This window comes from Variovorax sp. KK3 (genome assembly GCF_001984055.1).
Classification (GTDB): Bacteria; Pseudomonadota; Gammaproteobacteria; order Burkholderiales; family Burkholderiaceae_C; genus Variovorax.
This window is the reverse complement of sequence record NZ_LYVO01000099.1, coordinates 1-20,641: the sequence shown is the minus strand read 5'-3', so window position 1 is coordinate 20,641 and position 20,641 is coordinate 1. Positions and strand designations below refer to the sequence as shown.

Annotated in this window: 19 protein-coding genes; 16 read left to right on the top strand and 3 right to left on the bottom strand. The window is 68.8% G+C overall.

Annotation, left to right across the window (positions count from 1 at the left end; translation table 11 throughout):
- From fdhF to B0W80_RS30335, 15 genes are all read left to right on the top strand, one after another.
- On the top strand, positions 1–2,425 hold a 2,425-nt coding region (gene fdhF, locus B0W80_RS30405), incomplete at its 5' end, for a formate dehydrogenase subunit alpha (protein ID WP_077002889.1).
- 161 nt (positions 2,426–2,586) lie between these two features.
- Positions 2,587–2,988: an FHA domain-containing protein gene (locus tag B0W80_RS30400; RefSeq protein ID WP_077002885.1), complete on the top strand. Its 402-nt coding sequence runs from the start codon at positions 2,587–2,589 to the stop codon at positions 2,986–2,988.
- Positions 2,989–3,135: 147 nt separating this feature from the next.
- On the top strand, positions 3,136–3,681 hold the full coding sequence (locus tag B0W80_RS30395) for a DUF3305 domain-containing protein (RefSeq protein ID WP_256856732.1): 546 nt from the start codon (positions 3,136–3,138) through the stop codon (positions 3,679–3,681).
- Positions 3,674–4,318: a DUF3306 domain-containing protein gene (locus B0W80_RS30390; protein WP_077002884.1), complete on the top strand. Its 645-nt coding sequence runs from the start codon at positions 3,674–3,676 to the stop codon at positions 4,316–4,318. Before B0W80_RS30395 ends, B0W80_RS30390 begins: the two co-directional genes overlap by 8 nt.
- A complete protein-coding gene (locus B0W80_RS30385) occupies positions 4,242–6,359 on the top strand; it encodes a 4Fe-4S dicluster domain-containing protein (RefSeq protein WP_256856731.1) in 2,118 nt (705 codons plus the stop codon). Before B0W80_RS30390 ends, B0W80_RS30385 begins: the two co-directional genes overlap by 77 nt.
- A gap of 6 nt (positions 6,360–6,365) precedes the next feature.
- Positions 6,366–6,992 (top strand): molecular chaperone, encoded by a 627-nt coding sequence (locus B0W80_RS30380; protein ID WP_077002883.1) that lies wholly within the window; start codon positions 6,366–6,368, stop codon positions 6,990–6,992.
- A gap of 163 nt (positions 6,993–7,155) precedes the next feature.
- Positions 7,156–7,380: a formate dehydrogenase gene (locus B0W80_RS30375; RefSeq protein WP_077002882.1), complete on the top strand. Its 225-nt coding sequence runs from the start codon at positions 7,156–7,158 to the stop codon at positions 7,378–7,380.
- Positions 7,381–7,393: 13 nt separating this feature from the next.
- A complete protein-coding gene (locus B0W80_RS30370) occupies positions 7,394–10,387 on the top strand; it encodes a formate dehydrogenase subunit alpha (RefSeq protein ID WP_077002881.1) in 2,994 nt (997 codons plus the stop codon).
- Positions 10,388–10,520: 133 nt separating this feature from the next.
- Entirely contained in the window at positions 10,521–11,141 is a 621-nt protein-coding gene (fdh3B, locus tag B0W80_RS30365) for a formate dehydrogenase FDH3 subunit beta (protein WP_077002880.1), read from the top strand.
- Positions 11,141–11,389 (top strand): hypothetical protein, encoded by a 249-nt coding sequence (locus B0W80_RS30360; protein WP_143684851.1) that lies wholly within the window; start codon positions 11,141–11,143, stop codon positions 11,387–11,389. The genes fdh3B and B0W80_RS30360 overlap by 1 nt, the downstream gene beginning before the upstream one ends.
- Before the next feature lie 15 nt (positions 11,390–11,404).
- Entirely contained in the window at positions 11,405–12,658 is a 1,254-nt protein-coding gene (locus B0W80_RS30355) for a formate dehydrogenase subunit gamma (RefSeq protein ID WP_077002878.1), read from the top strand.
- Complete coding sequence (locus tag B0W80_RS30350) at positions 12,655–13,053, top strand: hypothetical protein (RefSeq protein WP_077002877.1); 399 nt, start codon at positions 12,655–12,657, stop codon at positions 13,051–13,053. The genes B0W80_RS30355 and B0W80_RS30350 overlap by 4 nt, the downstream gene beginning before the upstream one ends.
- Positions 13,050–13,907, top strand: coding sequence for a formate dehydrogenase accessory sulfurtransferase FdhD (locus B0W80_RS30345; RefSeq protein WP_077002876.1), 858 nt, complete (start codon positions 13,050–13,052; stop codon positions 13,905–13,907). Before B0W80_RS30350 ends, B0W80_RS30345 begins: the two co-directional genes overlap by 4 nt.
- A 68-nt stretch (positions 13,908–13,975) precedes the next feature.
- The gene (locus tag B0W80_RS30340; RefSeq protein ID WP_077002875.1) at positions 13,976–14,245 is read left to right on the top strand and encodes a type II toxin-antitoxin system prevent-host-death family antitoxin; all 270 of its coding nucleotides are present in this window, start codon (positions 13,976–13,978) and stop codon (positions 14,243–14,245) included.
- A gap of 9 nt (positions 14,246–14,254) precedes the next feature.
- Positions 14,255–14,584 carry a CcdB family protein gene (locus tag B0W80_RS30335; RefSeq protein ID WP_077002874.1) on the top strand — a complete coding sequence of 110 codons (330 nt, stop codon included), beginning with the start codon at positions 14,255–14,257 and terminating at the stop codon, positions 14,582–14,584.
- Positions 14,585–14,606: 22 nt separating this feature from the next.
- Here B0W80_RS30335 and B0W80_RS30330 read toward each other — a convergent pair whose 3' ends face one another.
- A complete protein-coding gene (locus B0W80_RS30330; protein WP_083745738.1) occupies positions 14,607–16,148 on the bottom strand; it encodes an FAD-dependent oxidoreductase in 1,542 nt (513 codons plus the stop codon).
- Positions 16,149–16,264: 116 nt separating this feature from the next.
- Between B0W80_RS30330 and B0W80_RS30325 the strand changes: the two genes are divergently transcribed.
- Positions 16,265–18,784, top strand: coding sequence for an ABC transporter permease (locus B0W80_RS30325; RefSeq protein ID WP_077002872.1), 2,520 nt, complete (start codon positions 16,265–16,267; stop codon positions 18,782–18,784).
- A gap of 24 nt (positions 18,785–18,808) precedes the next feature.
- On the opposite strand, the gene B0W80_RS30320 is transcribed toward B0W80_RS30325, so the two are convergent.
- Complete coding sequence (locus B0W80_RS30320) at positions 18,809–19,786, bottom strand: tripartite tricarboxylate transporter substrate binding protein (protein WP_077002871.1); 978 nt, start codon at positions 19,784–19,786, stop codon at positions 18,809–18,811.
- Positions 19,787–19,812: 26 nt separating this feature from the next.
- Positions 19,813–20,641, bottom strand: an 829-nt coding sequence (locus B0W80_RS30315; RefSeq protein ID WP_256856730.1) for an enoyl-CoA hydratase/isomerase family protein, incomplete at its 5' end; no start/stop codon positions are given.

Genomic DNA, 20,641 nt, shown 5'->3' with positions numbered 1-20,641 from the left:
CATCTCCCACCCCGCCATGGCGGTGAACCTCGACGCCTGCATCCAGTGCAACCGCTGCGTGCGCGCCTGCCGCGAGGAGCAGGTCAACGACGTCATCGGCTACGCGATGCGCGGCGCCGAGTCGAAGATCGTGTTCGACCTCGACGACCCGATGGGCGACAGCACCTGCGTGGCCTGCGGCGAATGCGTGCAGGCCTGCCCCACCGGTGCGCTGATGCCCAAGAGCCACATCGGCTCGCAGCAGGTCGACCGCAAGGTCGATTCGGTCTGCCCCTTCTGCGGCGTCGGCTGCCTGATCACCTACAACGTGAAGGACGAGAAGATCGTCAGCGTCGACGGACGCGACGGCCCGGCCAACCATGGCCGGCTGTGCGTCAAGGGCCGCTTCGGCTTCGACTATGCACACCATCCGCAGCGCCTGACCGTGCCGCTGATCCGCAAACCCGGCGTGCCCAAGGACTTCGGCGACGCGCCGCGCCCCGGAGACTGGCATGGCGCCTTCCGCGAAGCCACGTGGGACGAAGCGCTGGCCCTGGCCGCCGGCAAGCTCAAGGACCTGCGCGACACGCACGGCAAGAAGGCCCTGGCGGGCTTCGGCTCCGCCAAGGGTAGCAACGAAGAGGCTTATCTGTTCCAGAAGCTGGTGCGCACCGGCTTCGGCAGCAACAACGTCGACCACTGCACGCGGCTGTGCCATGCCTCCAGCGTGGCGGCGCTGCTCGAGGGCGTGGGCTCGGCCGCGGTGAGCAACCAGGTCAACGACGTGGAGCATGCGGAGATGATCTTCGTGATCGGCTCCAACCCCACCGCCAACCACCCGGTGGCCGCCACCTGGATGAAGAACGCCGCCAAGCGCGGCGCGAAGATCGTGCTGGCCGACCCGCGCATCACCGACATCGGCAGGCATGCCTGGCGCACGCTGCAGTTCAAGGCCGACACCGACGTGGCCATGCTCAACGCGCTGATCCACGCGGTGATCGACGAGGGCCTCGTCGACGAGGCCTTCGTGCGCGATCGCGCCAACAACTTCGAGGCCCTGCGCGAGAACGTCGAGGGCTACAGCCCGGAAGCGATGGCGCCGATCTGCGGCATCCCGGCCGAAACGCTGCGCGAGGTGGCGCGCGCCTTCGCCACCGCCAAGGGGGCGATGGTGCTGTGGGGCATGGGCGTGAGCCAGCACGTGCACGGCACCGACAACGCGCGCTGCCTGATCGCGCTGGTCACCGTCACGGGCCAGATCGGCAAGCCGGGCTCGGGGCTGCATCCGCTGCGCGGCCAGAACAACGTGCAGGGCGCGAGCGATGCTGGGCTGATCCCGATGATGTTCCCCAACTACCAGCGCGTGGACAACGCCGGCGCGCACGCGTGGTTCGAGAGCTTCTGGGGCATGCCGCTCGACGAGAAGCCTGGCTACACGGTCGTCGAGATCATGCACAAGGCGCTCGCGCCCGACAGCGATCCGCACAAGATCCGTGGCATGTACATCATGGGCGAGAACCCCGCGATGAGCGACCCCGACCTCAACCACGCGCGCCATGCCCTCGCGAGCCTGGAGCACCTGGTGGTGCAGGACATCTTCATGACCGAAACCGCCTGGCTGGCCGACGTGGTGCTGCCCGCCAGCGCCTGGCCCGAGAAGACCGGCACGGTGAGCAACACCGACCGCATGGTGCAGCTCGGCAAACGCGCGCTCGATCCGCCCGGCGAGGCCATGCCCGATCTGTGGATCATTCAGCAGATCGCCCGCCGCATGGGCCTCGCGTGGAACTACGAGGGCGAGGAATCCGGTGTCGCGGCCGTCTACGAAGAGATGCGGCAAGCCATGCACGCGGCCATCAGCGGCATCAGCTGGGAACGGCTGCAGCGCGAGTCCAGCGTGACCTACCCCTGCCTGAGCGCGGACGACCCCGGCCAGCCCACCGTGTTCATCGACGACTTCCCGACCGCGGACGGCCGCGTGAGGCTGGTGCCGGCCGACATCATCCCGGCCGATGAGCGGCCCGATGCGCAGTACCCCTTCGTGCTCATCACCGGCCGGCAACTGGAGCACTGGCACACCGGCAGCATGACGCGCCGCGCGACGGTGCTCGATGCGCTGGAGCCCATGGCCACTGCCTCGATGAACCAGGGCGACCTGGACACGCTGGGCCTGCAGGCCGGCGACGTGATCACGATCCGCTCGCGCCGCGGCGAGGTGGCGATCCACGTGCGGCGCGACGACGGCACGCCGGCCGGCGCGGTGTTCGTGCCCTTCGCCTACTACGAAGCCGCGGCCAACCTGATGACCAATGCGGCGCTCGACCCGATGGGCAAGATTCCCGAGTTCAAGTACTGCGCGGTGCAGGTGCTGCCGGGCGGCACGCCGGTCGCGGCGGCTGGCTACGGCACCGGTGCGGTCGCGTCGAACGCGGCCCCGGCGCATTGAGCGGGCGATCCTCGCAGCGCGCGCAGCGGGGATCGTGCGAATTTCCACACGCGGCATGCACGCGCGCCGAAATGCGCGCTTTTAGGCCTTCTGTTTTCCGATCTGGTCAAGGGGCTGCACCCTTAAGCTCCATGACAGTTCAATGACTTCAGGAAAAGGGAATGCCCAGACTCATCGTGTTGGCCCGTAACAGCAGCGTGCGACAGATCAACATCGCCGGTCCGTCCACCACCATCGGCCGTGCCTTGAGCAACCGCGTGTGCATCGACAGCGACAAGGTGAGCCGCCAACACGCGCTGATCGAGTGGTCGGGCGATCGTTACGTGCTCAACGACCTCGGCAGCCGCAACGGCTGCTACGTCAACGGCGACCGCGTGCAGGGCAGCCGGCCGCTGGCCAATGGCGACGCGATCATGCTCGGCGACTGCCAGCTGCGTTTTCTCTACACCAGCAAGGTTCTGCCGACGACGCAGGCCCTGAGCCTGGTCACCGTGGCCAGCCAACTCGAGCGCCGCGGCGCCGCGGGGCGCGCCGTGCCACGGCCCATGCCGATGCACTTCTGATTTCCCTCGCACGGCCACGGCCCACCGCTGAATGGCGGCGCGGGCCCGCAGCGAAAGGCCGCGCCGCCATGCGCAGGCGCCGCATCGGCTATGGTCGGCCCCATGAATCCGCTTTCCGGCCTTGATGACAAGGATACGGCCCGGCCCATGCTCGAGGTCGCTGTCGTGATGCGTCGCGAGCGGCTGCACGGGCCATCGAGCCATTGGCAGCCCTGGCGCTGGGTGCTCGACAGCGTGGTGCCGGACGACCCCGCCTTCGGCAGCGAGCCGAGGCTGCTGCAGCAGGACGATGAGTCGCATCGCTGGTTGCATCCCGGCTTCAAGGTCGAACTGTTCCGCGACGACGTCGACGGCTACCGGCTCAACGCGGGCACGCCCACCCCGGGCTGGTTCGTGCTGTGGCGGCTGGACGAAGAGGCGAACGTCGCGGCCGAGCCCATTGCGCGGCCGGTGGTCGTCACGCTCAGCTACAGCGAGGCCGGCCGCTGGCTCGACGCGCAGGAAAACGTCGAGCAGGTGCCCGCGCCGCCCGAGGTGGCCGACTGGCTGCGTGCCTACGTCGACCAGCACCACGTCGATGAACCGCGGCGGCGCAAGCGGCCCGAGAGCTTCAGGCCGCTGGTCGACCGCTTCGGCAATGCGGCGAGCGTGTCGACCGAGAAGAAGCGCGGACGAGGGGCCGGCGATGTCTGAGGGCTTCTTCGAGCGGTGGTCGCGGCGCAAGCAACTGGTGAGGGAAGGGGAGGTGCCTCCTGCGGAGCCGCAGCCCGTCGCGGCGGAGGTGACGGGGGGCGATGTCACGCCGGTCGGGGAGGTCGCTGGCCTCCATCCCGGTCTTCCTCCAGAGGGGGAAGGGGAGAAGCCCATCGCGCCTACGTTGGCGGATGTCGAGGCGCTCACGGCCGAGTCGGACTTCAAGCCCTTCATGGCCGGCGACGTCGCGCCGGAGGTCAAGAACGCCGCGCTCAAGAAGCTCTTCGCCGATCCGCACTTCAACGTGATGGATGGGCTCGATACGTACATCGACGACTACTCGGTCTCCACGCCCTTGCCCGACGGCGTGCTGCGCCAGATGGCCAGCGCGAAGTTCATGAAGCTCTTCGACGAGCACCCCGACAAAGACCCTGAGACCGGGCCGAGCCCGGACGTGGCAGAGTCGGACTCCACCGAATCCTTTGCGGATCCTGTTCCCGATCCCGTTCCCAGCCAACCGGTTGCCGCCTCCGATGCGCAGCCGGCCAGCCACGAAGCCGATGACCACCACGCTGATCTGCGACTGCAACAAGACGATGCCGCTCGAGCCGAAGACGCTCGGCGCGGCGCTGGCTGAAACCCTTCCCCTTCATTCGGCGCTCTGCCGCCGCGAGGCGCCCGCCTTCCAGCGCGCCATCCAGTCCGGCGACGAGGTGATCGTGGCCTGCACGCAGGAAAAGCGCCTGTTCGGCGAGCTGGCCCAGCAAACGCCCCAGGCCGAGTCGCCCATTCGCTTCGTCAACATCCGCGAGACCGGCGGCTGGAGCCGCGATGCTGGGCGTGCCATGCCCAAGATGGCGGCGCTGCTGGCGCAGGCGCGGCTGCCTGAGCCCGAGCCGGTGGCCACGGTCAGCTATGCGAGCCAGGGGCGGCTGCTGGTGGTCGGCCCGCTCGACCAGGCCGAGCAGGCCGCGGCGCTGCTGGCCGATGCGATGCAGATCACGATTTTTTCTCGCGGACCCGGCGTGGCCGGCGGCGCACAGGAGCGGCGCTGGCCCGTGCTCGCCGGCCGCATCGACGCGTTGAGCGGCTGGCTCGGCGCCTTCCGGCTGGGCTGGACGCGCGACAACGCGATCGACCTCGACCTCTGCACCCGCTGCAATGCCTGCCTGGCCGCCTGCCCCGAGCAGGCGATCGGGCTCGACTACCAGATCGACGGCGCGAAGTGCCGCTCGCACCGCGACTGCGAGCGTGTCTGCACCGCAGCCGGTGCCATCGATTTCACGCGGCCCGACGAATCGCACGAGGCTGCTTTCGACCTGGTGCTCGATCTCGGTGAAGCGCCGCTGATCGACTGGCACGCGCCGCCGCAGGGCTACCTGCACCTTCGTGGCGGCTTGGCGGACCCGCAGGCCGGCGCAACGCTGGTGCGCCTGCGCGGGCTGATCGGCGAATTCGAGAAGCCCAAGTTCTTCGACTACAAGCAGAAGCTCTGCGCGCACAGCCGCAACGAGCAGCTCGGCTGCAATGCCTGCGTCGAAGTCTGCTCCGCCCACGCGATCAGCAGTGATCTGGCACGCCAGCGCATCGTGGTCGAGCCGCATCTGTGCGTGGGCTGCGGCGCCTGCACCACCGTCTGCCCGACTGGCGCGCTCGCCTACGCCTACCCGCCTGCGCCCGACCAGGGCACCAAGCTGCGCACGCTGCTGGCCACCTATGCCGCGGCCGGTGGGCGTGATGCGGTGCTGCTGCTGCACAGCCAGGAAGGCGGTCGGGCGCTCGTCGAGCAACTGGGCCGCGAGGCGCGGCTGGGCCGCGCGCAGGGCGTGCCGGCGCAGGTGATCCCGGTCGAGCTCTGGCATGCGGCCAGCACCGGCATCGACCTCTGGCTCAGCGCGCTGGCCTTCGGCGCTTCGCAGGTGGCCGTGCTGGCGACAGGCGAGGAGGCCCCTGACTACCTGACGGCCTTGCGCGCACAGATGGCCGTGGCGCAGGCCGTGATGAACGGCCTGGGCTACACAGGCGTGCATTTCAGGCTGGTCGAGGCCGGCACGCCCGCCGCGCTCGACACCGAACTGGCGACGCTGCGCGACGCGCGACCGCAGACGCCGGCCACGGCGGCCCGGTTCGCCGTCGGCGCCGAGAAGCGCAGCACCTTGGAAATGGCGCTCGATCACCTCGTCGAGGCAGCGCCGGCGCGCCGAGGCAAGGCCGCGGATGCGGCGCTGGCCATCGCGCTGCCGGCCGCATCGCCCTTCGGCACGATCGACGTCGACCGCGACAAGTGCACCATGTGCCTGGCCTGCGTGAGCGCCTGCCCCGCCAGCGCCCTGCAGGACAACCCGAACGCACCGCAGCTGCGCTTCGTCGAGAAGAACTGCGTGCAATGCGGCCTGTGCGACAGCACCTGCCCCGAGGACGCGATCTCGCTGGTGCCGCGGCTGCTGGTCGCGCCCGAACGCAGCCAGCCGGTGGTGCTCAACGAGGCCAAGCCGTGGAGCTGCATCCGCTGCAGCAAACCCTTCGGCACGGCGAAGGCCATCGAAGCCATGCTGGGCCGGCTGGCCGGCCATTCGATGTTCCAGGGCGATGCGCTGGAACGCCTCAAGATGTGCAGCGATTGCCGGGTCATCGACCTCTACACCGCCACCAACGAACAGAAGATCACGGAGCTATGAGCGACTATGAGTGAACCGGTCGCTTCATTCCCCGCATCCTCGGCCTTGGACGAGGAACTCGCGCGCGCCGAGCTCTACGGCCTGCTCGCCCGGCTCTGGTACGCAGCGCCCGATGCCGAACTGCTGTCGGCCTTCCAGGTCGCGCCCACCGAGGCGCCGGCCGCCGGGGCCTTTCTCGAAGAACCCTGGCGAGAACTCGTCGGCGCCGCGCGGCGCGTCGACGTTGCCGCCGCGCGCGAGGAATACGACGCGCTCTTCGGCGGCATCGGCAAGCCCGAGGTGTACCTGTTCGGCTCGTACTACCTGAGCGGCTTCCTCAACGACAAGCCGCTGGCGCGTTTGCGCGGCGACCTGGCGCAGCTCGGCCTGGCGCGCGAGCAGTCCGTGTCCGAGAGCGAGGACCACGTGGCCTGCCTGTTCGAGGTGATGCGCTACCTGATCGCCGGCGAGGACGCGGCCGTGGCCAACCTCACGCGGCAGCAGGCCTTCTTCGCGGCCCATCTGCAGCCCTGGCTGCCCGCCCTGTGCGATGCAGTGGCGCAGCATCCGAAGGCCGGCTTCTACGCCGCACTGGCCGGGCTGACCCGCGCCTTCGCCGAGGTCGAGGCCCAGGGCTTCGACATGCTGGCGTAGCGCCGGCATCGGCGTCGGCATCGACGTCGGAGTAGGGGCCGGCGTCAGACGATTCCGATACTTTGGCGGGCTTCGTTGCCCGGGTATTAGGGTCTCGACTAGTATCCAAACATATGTAACTGGTTTCATATCCAGTTTTGACCGAGCCACTCCTGGAGATCACATGCAGGACAGCCAATCCGCCGGGCCCCAGCCGGCGTCCCGTCGAGGTTTCTTTCTGGGCGCCGCCTCGGTCGGCGCCGCCGCAGCCGCCGTCACGGTGCTGCCGAAGGTCGTGGAGACACCCGCCGCCACTGCCACCTCCGCGCTGCCGCCCCCACCCGAGAAGGGCGGCGGCTACTCGCTGAGCGAGCACGTCAAGCGCTACTACCAGAGCACTTCGGCCTGAGGAACCCCACGCCATGTTGTTGACCCGTAAAACGAGCGGCGCACCGCACGGTGGCGCCGCGTCGAGTGCTTCGTCCTCCACTCCTGCATCGCCCTTCGTCCACAGCCTGCGCCGCGGCCTCGCCGGTGCGCTGCCGACCATGGACCGACGCGCCTTCCTGCGCCGCTCGGGCCTGGGCGTCGGCGTCGGCTTGGCCGCCGGCCAGCTCACTCTGATGCGCAAGGCCGATGCCGCCGACGGCAGGGCGCCCGCCATCGGCCAGGGCAAGATCGAGGTGCGCCGCACGGTCTGCAGCCACTGCTCGGTGGGCTGCGCTTCCGATGCGGTGGTCGAGAACGGTGTCTGGGTTCGGCAGGAGGCGGTGTTCGATTCGCCGATCAACCTGGGTGCGCACTGCGCCAAGGGCGCGGCGCTGCGCGAGCACGGCCACGGCGAGTACCGCCTGCGCTATCCGATGAAGCTGGTCGACGGCAAGTACCAGCGCATCGGCTGGGACCAGGCCCTCGACGAGATCACGGCGCGCCTCAAGGAACTGCGCCAGGCCAGCGGGCCCGACTCCGTGTACTGGATCGGGTCGAGCAAGCACAGCAACGAGCAGGCCTACCTGCTGCGCAAGTTCGTGAGCTTCTTCGGCAGCAACAACTGCGACCACCAGGCGCGCATCTGCCACTCGACCACCGTGGCGGGCGTGGCCAACACATGGGGCTACGGCGCCATGACCAATTCGTACAACGACATGCGCAACTCGAAGGTGGCGCTGTACATCGGATCGAACGCCGCCGAGGCGCACCCGGTGAGCATGCTGCACCTGCTGCACGCCAAGGAGAACGGCTGCAAGGTGATCGTGGTCGACCCGCGCTTCACCCGCACCGCGGCCAAGGCCGACGAATACGTGCGCATCCGCTCGGGCTCGGACATTCCCTTCCTCTTCGGCGTGCTGCACCACATCTTCAAGAACGGCTGGGAAGACAAGCAGTACATCAACGACCGCGTGTTCGGCATGGACGAGGTGCGCGCGGAGGTCATGGCCAAGTGGACGCCCGACAAGGTCGAGGAGGCCTGCGGCGTCAAGGAAGCGCAGGTGCTGAAGGTTGCGACCTGGCTCAACGAGAACCGGCCCGGCACCATCGTCTGGTGCATGGGCCAGACCCAGCACACCATCGGCAACGCCATCGTGCGCGCCTCGTGCATCCTGCAGCTGGCACTGGGCAACGTCGGCAAGTCGGGCGGCGGCACCAACATCTTCCGCGGCCACGACAACGTGCAGGGCGCCACCGACGTGGGGCCCAACCCCGATTCGCTGCCGGGCTACTACGGCATCGCCGAAGGCGCCTGGCGGCACTTCGCGGCCACCTGGGGTGTCGACTACGAGTGGATCAAGAAGCAGTTCTCGTCGCCCGCGATGATGACCAAGCCAGGCATCACGGTGTCGCGCTGGATCGACGGCGTGCTCGAAAAGAACGAGCTGATCGACCAGGACGCCAACCTGCGCGGCGTTTTCTACTGGGGCCATGCGCCCAACTCGCAGACCCGCGGCCTCGAGATGAAACGGGCCATGGACAAGCTCGACCTGCTGGTGGTGGTGGACCCGTATCCCTCGGCCACCGCGGCCATGGCCGCCATGCCGGGACGGCCCGAAGACCTGAACCCGAAGCGTGCGGTGTACCTGCTGCCGGCCTGCACGCAGTTCGAGACCAGCGGCTCGGTCACGGCATCGAACCGCTCGATCCAATGGCGCGAGAAGGTCATCGAGCCGCTGTGGGAAAGCCGCAGCGACCACATGATCATGCAGCAGTTCGCCGACCGGCTCGGCTTCGGCAAGGAGCTCAGCAAGAACTGCCGCATGCAGAAGGTCGCCGGCATGGACGAGCCCCTTCCCGACGACATCCTGCGCGAAATCAACAAGTGCACCTGGACCATCGGCTACACCGGCCAGAGCCCTGAACGCCTGCAGGCGCACATGCGCAACATGGGTGCCTTCGACGTGCGCACGCTGCGCGCCAAGGCCGGCAAGGACAAGGTCAATGGCTACGACCTGGCCGGCGATTACTTCGGCCTGCCCTGGCCCTGCTTCGGCACGCCCGAACTCAAGCACCCGGGCAGCGCCAACCTCTACGACACCTCGCGCCACGTGATGGACGGCGGCGGGAACTTCCGCGCGAACTTCGGCGTGGAGCGCAACGGCAAGAACCTGCTGGCCGAAGACGGCTCGTGCTCGCTGGGTGCCGAGATCACCACCGGCTACCCCGAACTCGACCACCTGCTGCTCAAGAAGCTCGGCTGGTGGGACGAACTCACCGAGGCCGAGAAGCCCAAGGCCGAAGGCAAGAACTGGAAGACCGACTCGTCGGGCGGCATGATCCGCGTGTTCATGAAGAACCACGGCTGCCACCCTTTCGGCAATGCCAAGGCGCGCGCTGTGGTGTGGAACTTCCCCGACGCCATCCCGCAGCACCGCGAGCCCCTGTACGGCACGCGGCCCGACCTGATGGCCAAGTACCCCACGCACGACGACAAGATGGCCTTCTGGCGGCTGCCCACCCTCTACAAGAGCGTGCAGCAGAAGAACATCGCCGACAAGGTGGCAGAGAAGTTCCCGTTCATCATGACCTCGGGCCGGCTCGTGGAGTACGAAGGCGGTGGCGAGGAAACGCGCTCCAACCCCTGGCTGGCCGAGTTGCAGCAGGAGATGTTCATCGAAATCAACCCGAAGGTGGCGGCCGCGAAGAACATCCGCAACGGCGAGCGCGCCTGGGTGCACACGCCGACCGGCGCCAAGCTCAACGTGCAGGCGCTGGTCACCGAGCGGGTGGGCCCCGACACCGTGTTCATGCCTTTCCATTTCTCGGGGCACTGGCAGGGCGCGGACATGCTGTCCTACTACCCGGCCGGCGCGGCGCCGGTGGTACGCGGCGAGGCGATCAACACCTCGACCACCTACGGCTACGACAGCGTGACCATGATGCAAGAGACCAAGACGACCGTCTGCAACATCGAAAAGGCATGAACAAGCTCTCCCCCAGGCTCCCCCACTTCGTGTGGTGCGCCAACCCCCTCACCGGGGGCAACACCAGCGGCCCGGCAAAGCCGGTTCCGCGGTGTTTCCCGAACAAGCCCGTTGCGATCAAGAGGATGCACTCATGGCAAGAATGAAATTCGTCTGCGATGCCGAGCGCTGCATCGAATGCAACGGCTGCGTCACGGCCTGCAAGAACGAGAACGAAGTGCCCTGGGGCGTGAACCGGCGCCGGGTGGTCACGCTCAACGATGGCGTGCCGGGTGAGAAGTCGATCTCGGTGGCCTGCATGCATTGCTCCGATGCGCCCTGCATGGCGGTGTGCCCTGTGCAGTGCTTCTATCGCACCGAAGAAGGCGTGGTGCTGCACGACAAGGACGTCTGCATCGGCTGCGGCTACTGCTCGTATGCCTGCCCCTTCGGCGCGCCGCAGTTCCCGTCGAAGGGCACCTTCGGCGCGCGCGGCAAGATGGACAAGTGCACCTTCTGCGCCGGCGGCCCCGAGGCCAACGGCTCGCAGGCCGAGTTCGAGAAGTACGGTCGCAACCGCCTGGCCGAAGGCAAGCTGCCGGCCTGCGCCGAGATGTGCTCCACCAAGGCCCTGCTGGCCGGCGACGGCGACGTGGTGGCCGACATCTTCCGCACCCGTGTTCTTCACCGCGGCAAGGGCGCCGAGGTCTGGGGATGGGGCACGGCCTACGGCTCGCAGCAGGCCGGCACGCCGACCAACGGAGTGACCAAGTGATGCGCCCCGTGCACCTTGCCGCTGCGGCCGCGGCCCTTGCGCTGCTCGCGGCCTGCGGCGAGAAGCCGCAGACCAATGCCGAAGGCGTGAAGCTCGACGCGGCCCCGTGGACGGGCACCGGCACCAAGGCCGACACCGGCACCGCCTTCACCGCCTCGGGTTGGAAGGTGGGCGACAAGGCGGCCTGGGAGCAGCAGCTCAAGACGCGCGCCCAGAACGGCCAGAACGACTACACCCGCGACAACTGAAGGCAAGGAGACGGCATGATCGAACGGCTGAAGCTCCTGGCGCTGGCGGGCATGCTGGCGGCTGGCGCGGCATTGGCGCAGGCGCCGGCGGCCCCGAATCCTTCCGCGAGCGGTGCCGTCGCCGAGACGCCGGCCGCGGCCCCGGCGCAGGCTGCGCCCCCGGCCCAGGCCGCCCAGGCACCCGCGCAGGGCGGCATCCGCAGCCAGAACATCTTCGACGTCAAGCCCGAGGCCAGCGCCGACCCCAACTACCTCAAGCAGAGCAACGCCGAACGCCAGAAGGTCCAGCCCGGCAACAACGCGCCGATGTGGCGCCAGGTGGGGCAGGGCGTCACCGGCTACAGCAGCCTGCCGCGTTCGGAGGCGCCCGAGGCCGGCAACCTGATCCAGCCCTTCGTCAATTACCCTGGCGCGCGCTTCACCAACGCCGGCGAGGCCTGGCGACAGGTGCGCAACAACTGGATCATTCCTTACGGCGCGGCCCTGCTGTTCGTGGTGCTGCTCGCCATCGCCATCTACTACTTCAGCCGCGGCACCATGCGGCTGCACGGTGCGGAAACCGGCCGCAAGATCGAGCGCTTCACGCCCTTCGAGCGCGCCACTCACTGGTCGAACGCCATCGCCTTCGTCATCCTGGCCGTGTCGGGCATCGTGATGGCCTTCGGCAAGTTCTTCCTGCTGCCGGTGCTCGGCGCGGCGCTGTTCGGCTGGCTCACCTACGCGCTCAAGACCCTGCACAACGTGGTGGGGCCGCTCTTCGTGCTGACGCTGGTGCTGATGTTCATCACCTTCGTGCGCGACAACCTGCCGCGGGCCTACGACCTCAAGTGGGTGATGAAGGCGGGCGGCCTGTTCGGCGGCGCCCACGAGCCGCCCTCGCACCGCTTCAATGCCGGCGAGAAGGTCGTGTTCTGGGGCGGGGTCCTGGTGCTGGGCAGCATCGTCGCCGGCTCCGGCCTGTTCCTCGACCGGCTGCTGCCGGGCTTCGTCTACACGCGCGGCGAGATGCAGATCGCCCACATGATCCACGCCGTCGCCACCATCCTCATGATGGCGATGATCCTGGGCCACATCTATATCGGCACGCTGGGCATGGCCGGCGCCTACGACGCGATGCGCCACGGCTACGTGGACGAGACCTGGGCGCGCGAGCATCATGCCTACTGGTACGAAGACATTGCCGCCGGCAAGATCCCCGCGCAGCGCAGCCAGGAGGCGCGCGCCGAGGCATCGGTGGGTGGCGTGCGCGTCGAAGGAAATCCCTCATGAAGCCATTCGTCATTGTGTGCGGCCTGGCGCTGGCGGGCAGCAGCGCATTCGCCAAGCTGCCGCCACCGCCCGACACACCCGAAGCCAAGGCCAAGGCCGCCGAAACGGCCGCACGCACCGCTTGGAGCGCCAAGGTCGAGACCTACCAGCTCTGCCAGGCGCAGGACAGGGTGGCCGCGCGCTACCGCGCGAGCGCCGCCGCGGCCGGCAAGCAGCTGCCGCCGGTGCCGGCCGCCGCCGCGACGGCCTGCGCGGACCCCGGCCCCTTCGCGTACACGCCGGCGGAGCAGAAGCCGATCGAGGCTGCTGGCGCCCATTCGCCGCCCGGCACGGCCAGCTCGCCGCCCAGCACGCAACAGCCGTCGGCGGCGGCGAACCCCACGCCCAAGCAGTGACCCGCGGGCTCCCGCGCCTCAGCTCGGCGCGCGCGCCGCTGACGCGCGAGGTCGAGGTCATCGACGAACATGGCGAGCGCGGCATGGTGTCCATTCCGGCCGAGCGCGATCTCACGGTCTACGTCGATCGCCGCGAGCTGGTCACCTTGATGACCCTGGGCGCCCAGCCCGAGTTGCTGGTGCTCGGCTACCTGCTGAACCAGCGGCTGATCGAATCGGCGGCCGACGTCGAGTCGATCACCGTCGACTGGGACGTCAATGCGGCCGCCGTGAAGACGCATGCCGGCATCGACCGCATCGAGGAGCGCACCGCGAAGAAGGTGGTGACCACGGGCTGCGGGCAAGGCAGCGTGTTCGGCGAGTTGATGGCCGGCATCGACCGCCTCGAATTGCCGGACACGCGCATGCGGCAGTCGCAGCTCTACGCGCTCGTCAACGCGATCCGCCTTCAGGAGAGCACCTACAAGTCGGCCGGCTCGGTCCACGGCTGCGCGCTGTTCACGCTGGGCGAAGGCGGGGAAAGAGGCGAAGGCGACGCCCGGATGCACTGCTTCGTCGAAGACGTCGGCCGGCACAACGCGATCGACACCATCGCCGGCTGGATCGCCATGCAGCCGCCCGGACAGCTGGAAGGCGGTCGCGTCTTCTACACCACTGGCCGCCTGACCAGCGAGATGGTCATCAAGTCCGCCCAGATGGGCGTGGCCATCGTGGTCTCGCGCAGCGGCATCACGCAGATGGGCCACGAGGTCGCGACCCGAGTCGGCCTGTGCGCGATCGGGCGGGCGACCAACAAGCGGTTCGTCTGCTATGCCGGCGCGCAGCGGCTCGTGCTCCAGCCGGGGTTGGCCTAACCAGAGCAGCGAATTGCATGACGCGCTGGCTAGAATGAACAGATTAGCCAGTTCAGGGGACTAGACTCATGATCAGCGTCACTTCTGTTGAAGCACAAAACCGCTTCGGGCAATTGGTGGATTCGGCTCAACGCGAGCCGATCGTCATCACTCGCCGAGGACGCCCAGCCGCCTACATCGTTTCGCCGCGGGAGATGGAAGAGCTGTTAGAGGCGCGGCGCATGCGCGGACAGGTCCGCGAGAGCGAACACCGGCAGTGGGCGGATGCGTGCGCCGATGGTTGGAACGAAGTGCATGACGAACATGGCTCGTTTGCCGACGAACATTCCACTCTTTGAGGCATTTGAATGGCGCAGTTCGACCTGCACCTGAACAAGGGTGCTCAGAAGCAGGCCATTCCGTATGTGGTGATCGTGCAGTCCTCTCAGTTCGACCGCTATCGCCGACGTGTCGTCGTGCCGCTGTTCTTGCGCAGCGCGTTGCCGGAGAGAGCGCCGTTGGCCGGCACGCGCATGAACCCGGTCTTCAAGGTGGAAGGCGTCGACGTCGTGCTGCACCCACTGGACACGGTGTCGGTGGCGGTCGAGCAACTCGGCAAGCGAGTCGGTTCCCTGGCAGACCAGGGCCAGCAGATCGCGGATGCCATGGACGAAATGCTCACCCGATCCTGGGGTTGAGCGAAGACCGGCGACTCATCGCCTATGCCGGCGCGCAGCGGCTCATGCTCCAGCCGGGGTTGGCGGGCGCAGGCACCGCGGCCTGAACCGGCAGCCCGCTCGCCAGGCACTGCAGGTAGTCGGCCAGCTGGTTCGCGTGCGGCCTGCTCACTGCCGCGGCCAGATAGCCGTCGGGGCGAACCAACTGCATGTCGCCGCCTTCGGGCCCGGGGCGCAGGCTGGATTCCAGCAGGTGTGGAAAGCGTTCGATCAGCACGCGGGCGCCCGGGTCGTTGCTGCGCAGGCTGAACCGCGGCCGGTCGCCCGCACCGTAGGGACGTTCGCCCGGCACCGGCGGCATGCGCATGCCGGCACTGAGCTTGCCGGCCGGATGGGCCATGGTCAGAGGACTGTCCGGATAGGCCGTCGACAGCTCCGTCATCTGGTCGGCCATCGCATGCTGCACCGGCGCGAGGCCGAGCAGGGCATGGGCCAGCAGGTTGCGCACGTGTTGCACGTGCGGGCCTTCCACCGTGGCCACCTTCGTCAAGCGGCCGGCCGCGCGAATCACCTCGGCACCCACGGGCCGGCGTTCGGCGTCGTAGCTGTCGAGCAGCATGTCGGCCGGCAGCCTGCCGTGGCAGGCCATCGCCATTTTCCAGGCGAGGTTGATCGCGTCCTGCATGCCCGTGTTCATGCCTTGTCCGCCGGCCGGGCTGTGCACGTGCGCCGCATCGCCGGCGAGGAAGACGCGGCTGGCGCGGTAGTCGTTCACCTGCCGCTCGTTGATCTTGAACTTGCTGATCCACAGCGGTGTCTTCAGGCGCACGCCGCCCGGGCCGCGCCGGTCCACCAGTTGCTGGAAGGCCGCCACGTCGGGCAGCGGTAGATCGCCTTGGGCCGCATGGCCTCGGCTCGCGATGACGCGGAAGCGGTTCGGCCCCATCGGGAAGAAGAGCAGCACGCCATCGCCGTGCCAGTAGATGCCGAGCTCCGAGGCCGGAAAAGGCATGCCCTCCAGCAGGAAGTCGCCCTGCACCCAGTCGGTGTCCAGCGTCTCGCCGTCGAAGGCCATGCCCAGCTTGTGGCGGACCACGCTATGGGCGCCGTCGCAGGCCACGAGCCAATCGAAGCGTTGCGGCGCGACCTCGACGCCGTTCTGCCGCCAGGTGGCGGTGACGCCATGCGCGTCCTGGTCGACATCGACCAGCTCGACGCCGAGCTGCGGCGTGATGCCGCGGGCCACGACGTGGCGCTCGAGCACGGCTTCGGTGCGGTCCTGCGGAATCATCAGCGCGAAGGGGTAGGGCGACGCGACGCCGCCCAGCTCGATGCGCGCCAGGGTGTGCGACCCGGCGACGATGTTCGCGCAGCTGACCCGGTTGCCCAGTGCCAGCAGGTCGGCCGCGGCGCCAGCGCGGTCGAGCAGCTCCAGCGTGCGCGGCCAGACCGCGACGGCGCGTGAGCTGGTCTCGCGCGCGGTGATCTTGTCGACCAGGGTCACGGGCACGCGGTAGCGGGCAAGTTCGAGCGCCAGGGTCAGGCCGACCGGCCCGGCGCCCACGATCAAGACATGTGGGTTCATGCTTCGAATTGTTCCCAGCCGACCCTTGGCCGGGTTGGCTGAACGTCCCAGTTCTGGGCCCGCGGTCCCAAGGCCCTTTGGTTTGCCCGGCGCCCGGCCTCGGCTATCGTCGGGCCATGAACGCCTCCCTCCGTCTCGGATGGCGCACGCTCTGGCGCGACCTGCGCGCCGGCGAGCTGCGCCTTCTCATCGTGGCCGTGCTGCTGGCCGTGGCCGCGCTCACCGCCGTCGGCTTCTTCGCCGACCGGCTCAAGGGCGGCCTTCAGCGCGACGCGCGCCAGTTGATCGGCGGCGATGCCGTGATCGCGAGCGACAACCCGACGCCGGCCGTCTTCGTGGAGCGCGCCCGCGCGCTGGGCCTGCAGACCGCGAGCACCTACGGCTTTCCGACCATGGCGCGGGCCGAGGAAGCGCAGGGCGGCGGTGCCAAGCTGGTCGCGCTGAAGGCGGTCGAAGCCGGCTATCCGTTGCGCGGCAGCCTGCAGGTCAGCCCCACCCGCGAGGCACCCGGCGCGCCGACGCGCGACATCCCCGCGCCCGGCGAAGCCTGGGTCGATGCATCGCTGCTCGAAGCCCTGGCGCTCAAGGTCGGCGACCCGGTGCTGCTGGGCGACGCCACCTTGCGCATTGCCCGCGTGATCACGCTCGAGCCCGACCGCGGCGCCGGCTTCATGAGCTTCGCGCCGCGCGTCATGCTCAACCAAGCCGACGTGGCGCGCACCGCGCTCGTGCAACCGGCCAGCCGCGTGAGCTACCGCTTCGCGGTGGCCGGCGATGCGGCGTCTGTCAAGCGCTTCAGCGACTGGAGCGATGCGCTGCTCAAGAAGGGCGAGCTGCGCGGCGTGCGAATGGACTCCTTCGAAAGCGGCCGCCCCGAGATGCGGCAGACGCTCGACCGTGCCGAGAAATTCCTGAACCTGGTCGCGCTGCTCGCTGCCTTGCTCTCGGCCGTGGCCGTGGCGCTGGCCGCGCGCGGCTTCGCCACCAACCACCTCGACGACTGCGCCATGCTGCGCGTGCTGGGCCAGAGCCAGCGCACCATCGCGCAGGCCTACGCCTTCGAGTTCGCGGTGATCGGCATCGCGGCCAGCGCCATGGGCGTGGCCATCGGCTTCGGCGTGCATTACGTCTTCGTCGTGCTGCTGGCCGGCCTGGTCGAAGCCGCACTGCCCGCGCCCAGCCTGTGGCCGGTGGCATTCGGCCTGGGCATGGGGTTGACGCTGCTGTTCGCCTTCGGCCTGCCGCCCGTGCTGCAGCTGGCCCAGGTGCCGCCGCTGCGCGTGATCCGGCGCGACGTCGGCAACCTCAAGCCGGCCTCGATCGCCGTGCTGGGCGTGGGCGTGGCCGGCTTCGCGGCGCTGCTGCTGGCGGCCAGCAGCGACATCAAGCTGGGGCTGATCGCCGTCGGTGGCTTCGCCGGTGCGGTGGCGCTCTTCGCGCTGCTGAGCTGGATCGCCGTGCTGCTCTTGCGCCGCAGCGTCAATGAATCGACGGCGCCGCGCTGGCTGGTGCTGGCCACGCGCCAGATCTCGGCCCGGCCCGCCTATGCGGTGGTGCAGGTCAGCGCGCTGGCCGTGGGCCTGCTGGCGCTGGTGCTGCTGGTGCTGCTGCGCACCGACCTGGTGTCGAGCTGGCGCCGCGCCACGCCGCCCGATGCGCCCAACCGCTTCGTCATCAACGTGATGCCCGACCAGAACCAGGCCTTCCGCCAGGCGCTGGAGTCCGGTGGCGTGAAGAAGTACGACTGGTACCCGATGATCCGCGGCCGCCTGGTCGCCATCAACGACCGTGCCATCTCGCCGGACGACTACACCGACGACCGGGCGCGACGCCTGGTCGACCGCGAGTTCAACCTGAGCAATGCGAAGGACGCGCCGCAGCACAACCAGGTGGTCGCCGGCCGCTGGGACCCGGACAAGGCGGGCGAGGTCAGCGTGGAAGAAGGCCTGATGGAGACGCTGGGTCTCAAGCTCGGCGACCGCCTGCGCTTCGACATCGGCGGCCAGACCAACGAGTCCCGCATCACCTCCGTGCGCAAGGTCGACTGGGGCTCCATGCACGCCAATTTCTTCGTGATGTACACGGTCGACACGCTGGGCCCGGACGTGCCGGTCACCTACATGGGCGCCTTCCGCGCGCCCGAGCAGCAAGGCTTCGACAACGCGCTGGTGCGCACCTTTCCCAACGTGACCAACGTCGACATGAGCGCCACCATCGGGCAGGTGCAGCGCGTGCTGGACCAGGTGATCCGCGCAGTGGAGTTCCTCTTCGGCTTCACGCTCGCGGCCGGCCTGGTGGTGCTGTTCGCCGCCGTCACGGCCACGCGCGAGGAGCGGGCGCGCGAATTCGCGGTGATGCGTGCGGTGGGCGCGCGCGCCAGCCTGCTGCGGCAGGTGCAGCGCGCCGAACTGCTGGGCGTGGGGCTGCTGGCCGGCTTCCTGGCCAGCATCGTGGCCTCGGTGATCGGCTGGGGCCTGGCGCGCTTCGTGTTCGACTTCACCTGGACCGCGTCGCCGCTGGTGCCCATCGCGGGCTCGGTGGCGGGTGCGCTGCTGGCGCTGGCGGCGGGGTGGTGGGGGCTGCGCGAGGTGCTAAGGCGTCCGGTCGTTGACACGCTGAGGCGCGCGGCGGAATAGCTGCGACGGCGTGCGTGGCCCGCGTCACTCCAAGGTGATGTGCGCCCGCTGAACGATCTCCGACATGCGCTGCGTCTCGCGTCGCACGAAGGCGCGGAACTCGTCGGCGCTCATCTCCCGGTGCTGCAGGCCCAGTTCGTCGATCTTCTGGCGAATGGCGGGGTCGCGCATCGCCTCGTAGAAGGCACCCTGCATCTTCTGCGCGAGGGCCGGCGGCGTCTTGGCCGACACCATGAAGCCGTACCACGACGTGAACTCGGCCCCGGGCAGGCCGGCCTCGGCGAGCGTCGGCACGTCGGGCAGGATCGGGCTGCGCCGTGCGCCCGTGACGGCGATCACGCGGAGCTTGCCGGCCGCGGCCATGCTGGCCGCGTTCTGCACGAAGGTGAAGGTCATCGGCACCACGCCGGCGATCAGGTCGTTCAGCGCCGGAATGCCGCCCTTGTACGGCACGTGCAGCATGTCGACGCCGGCCGCCATGCGGAAGCGCTCGCCCGCCAGGTGCGTGCCGGCGCCGTTTCCGCCGGAGCCGTAGCTGAACGAGCCGGGCTTGTCCTTCATCTTCGCCAGCAGATCCTTGAGCGAACGGGCCTCGACCGATGGGTGCACGACCAGCGCGTACATCTCTTCGCCGATGAAGGCGAGCGGTGCCAGGTCGCGCTCGGCGTTGAAGGGCAGCGTCTTGTACAGGCTCGGGTTGACGGCGATGGGCCCGGCAGCGCCCACCAGCACCGTGGTGCCGTCGGCCGGTGCCGCGATGACGAACTCGGTGCTGATGTTGCCGCTGGCGCCGGGGCGGTTCTCGACCACGAAGGGCTGGCCGAGCTTGCGCTGCAGTTTCTCCGCGACCATGCGCGCGACCGAGTCGGTCGGCCCCGGGCCGGGCGTGTAAGGCACGACCACCTTGACGGCCCGGCTGGGCCAGTTGGCGTTTTGCGCAGGCGCGGTGGCCGCGCTCAGGCCGAGGATGGCGGCGCACAGCAAAGCCGGCAGGGTTCGCATGGCAGGTCTCCTGGAAGGGGCGTCGTTCAGGCTGGCGTGGCGAACTTCGCGTCGCGCCATTTGAAGGCGGCCTTGAGGCCCTGCTTCGCCGCGACCTCGAAGAACTCGCGGCCTTCCTCCGATTCGGACATGTGGGTCAGGACGAACATCTCGGCCCCGTAGTCGATGGTCGCCTGGTAGCCGCGCAGGTCGTAGGCGCGGTTGATGCACTGCTTGTTGAGCTGCATCGCCGGCGGCGCGATCATCGCGAAGCGCAGCGCCAGCTGCCGTGCCTCGTCCATCAGCGCGGGTGCCGGCACGACCCGGTTGGCCAGGCCGATGCGCACGGCCTCGTCGGCACCGATGCGGTCGCCGGTAAGCATCAGCTCCTTGGTCTTTTTCATGCCCAGCACCCACGGCATCACCGCCAGCGGCGGCGCGGACTGGAACTGGATCTCGGGCTCGCCGAACTCGGCATCGTCCGCGGCCAGCGTGATGTCGCACACCATCGACAGCTCGCAGCCGCCGCCCAGGCAGTAGCCGTTGACCGCCGCGATCACCGGCAGGCGCGAGCGCCAGATGCGCTGCCAGGTGTCGTTGCCCAGCTTGGCATGGTCGCGCCAGTCCCTGACGCTCTTGAAGGGCGTCTCGCGCGGGCTCAGGTCGAAGCCGGCGCTGAAGGCGCGGCCGGTGCCGGTGATGATCAGTGCGCGCACCGACTCGTCGGCCTCCACCGCGTCGAGCGCGTGCTGCATCTCCAGCAGGATCGCGTCGTCGAAGGCGTTCATCTTGTCGGGGCGGTTCAGCGTGAGCGTGGCGATCCAGCGGTCGATGGAAAGTTGGATGTTCTGGTATTTCATGGTGCTTCTTTCGGGG

Bases quoted from the DNA above. Each gene is read 5' to 3' on its own strand.
- B0W80_RS30400 (WP_077002885.1), top strand. From the start codon at position 2,587: ATGCCCAGACTCATCGTGTTGGCCCGTAACAGCAGCGTGCGACAGATC.
- B0W80_RS30395 (WP_256856732.1), top strand. From the start codon at position 3,136: ATGCTCGAGGTCGCTGTCGTGATGCGTCGCGAGCGGCTGCACGGGCCA.
- B0W80_RS30390 (WP_077002884.1), top strand. From the start codon at position 3,674: ATGTCTGAGGGCTTCTTCGAGCGGTGGTCGCGGCGCAAGCAACTGGTG.
- B0W80_RS30385 (WP_256856731.1), top strand. From the start codon at position 4,242: ATGACCACCACGCTGATCTGCGACTGCAACAAGACGATGCCGCTCGAG.
- B0W80_RS30380 (WP_077002883.1), top strand. From the start codon at position 6,366: ATGAGTGAACCGGTCGCTTCATTCCCCGCATCCTCGGCCTTGGACGAG.
- B0W80_RS30375 (WP_077002882.1), top strand. From the start codon at position 7,156: ATGCAGGACAGCCAATCCGCCGGGCCCCAGCCGGCGTCCCGTCGAGGT.
- B0W80_RS30370 (WP_077002881.1), top strand. From the start codon at position 7,394: ATGTTGTTGACCCGTAAAACGAGCGGCGCACCGCACGGTGGCGCCGCG.
- fdh3B (WP_077002880.1), top strand. From the start codon at position 10,521: ATGGCAAGAATGAAATTCGTCTGCGATGCCGAGCGCTGCATCGAATGC.
- B0W80_RS30360 (WP_143684851.1), top strand. From the start codon at position 11,141: ATGCGCCCCGTGCACCTTGCCGCTGCGGCCGCGGCCCTTGCGCTGCTC.
- B0W80_RS30355 (WP_077002878.1), top strand. From the start codon at position 11,405: ATGATCGAACGGCTGAAGCTCCTGGCGCTGGCGGGCATGCTGGCGGCT.
- B0W80_RS30350 (WP_077002877.1), top strand. From the start codon at position 12,655: ATGAAGCCATTCGTCATTGTGTGCGGCCTGGCGCTGGCGGGCAGCAGC.
- B0W80_RS30340 (WP_077002875.1), top strand. From the start codon at position 13,976: ATGATCAGCGTCACTTCTGTTGAAGCACAAAACCGCTTCGGGCAATTG.
- B0W80_RS30335 (WP_077002874.1), top strand. From the start codon at position 14,255: ATGGCGCAGTTCGACCTGCACCTGAACAAGGGTGCTCAGAAGCAGGCC.
- B0W80_RS30330 (WP_083745738.1), bottom strand. From the start codon at position 16,148: ATGAACCCACATGTCTTGATCGTGGGCGCCGGGCCGGTCGGCCTGACC.
- B0W80_RS30325 (WP_077002872.1), top strand. From the start codon at position 16,265: ATGAACGCCTCCCTCCGTCTCGGATGGCGCACGCTCTGGCGCGACCTG.
- B0W80_RS30320 (WP_077002871.1), bottom strand. From the start codon at position 19,786: ATGCGAACCCTGCCGGCTTTGCTGTGCGCCGCCATCCTCGGCCTGAGC.